We start from the raw sequence: 1,047 nt of genomic DNA on the forward strand, positions 1-1,047 counted from the left end.
GACATGGGTAACACTTCGGACAAGTGAATCGTCTGGAGCCGGCCATGCCGTGGAACCCGAGAGACACCATGAATCTGCGTCTGGAATTTGTTCATCTGGCTTTGCAGGAAGGCGCTAACCGGCGCGAGCTGTGCCGACGTTTTGGCATCAGCCCCAAGACCGGCTACAAGTGGCTTGCGCGTCATTCTGAGCAGGGCGGCACCGGCGCGCTGGCAGACCATTCCCGGCGCCCGTTGCAGAGTCCGGCACGCACGCCAGCTTCGATCGAGCAACGGGTGATCGAACTGCGTCGGGAGCATCCGGCCTGGGGCGGACGCAAGATCAGCCAGCGCCTGCACGATCTGGGACACACCAATGCGCCTGCGCCCAGCACCGTGACGGACATCCTGCATCGACACGGCCTGATCGATCCGGCGGCCTCCGAGGCGGCCACGCCGTGGACACGTTTCGAGCACGAGCGGCCCAACGATCTCTGGCAGATGGATTTCAAGGGCTGGTTCGAGCTGCAGGACGGTCGGCACTGCTCTCCGCTGACGGTGCTGGACGATCATTCGCGTTACAACCTGACACTCGATGCCTGCATTGCCACCGATACCCGCACCGTGCAGCATCATCTGGAGCGCACCTTCCGACGCTATGGGTTGCCGCTGCGTATGAATGCCGACAACGGCTCGCCGTGGGGTAGCCCCAGCCATCCCGGACAGTTGACCGAACTGGCGATCTGGCTCATTCGTCTGGGCGTGCGACTGTCCCACAGCCGGGTGGGTCATCCGCAGACCAACGGTAAGGAGGAGCGCTTCCACCGAACGCTGAAGGCAGAGGTTCTCGCGGGTCGTCATTTCGGAAACCTGAACAGTGTGCAAAAGGCATTCGATGCATGGAGAATGGTGTACAACCACCAGCGGCCCCATCAGGCGCTGGATATGAAAACGCCTGTCACGCGTTATCGGCCCAGTGCGCGCACATTCCCTGCGATCCTGCCGCCGATCGAATATGGGGAAAACGATGTCGTGCAACGCGTCGGATGGAACGGAGAGCTACGCTTCA

Annotated in this window: 1 protein-coding gene; it reads left to right on the top strand. The window is 61.9% G+C overall.

Annotated elements, in window-relative coordinates; translation table 11 throughout:
* Positions 1–44 precede the first annotated feature (44 nt).
* Positions 45–1,047: IS481 family transposase (locus tag G3N59_RS36800; protein WP_205987913.1), on the top strand; the 1,003-nt coding region annotated here is incomplete at its 3' end.

It is taken from the genome of Paraburkholderia sp. Ac-20340 (assembly GCF_017104965.1).
Taxonomy (GTDB): domain Bacteria; phylum Pseudomonadota; class Gammaproteobacteria; order Burkholderiales; family Burkholderiaceae; genus Paraburkholderia.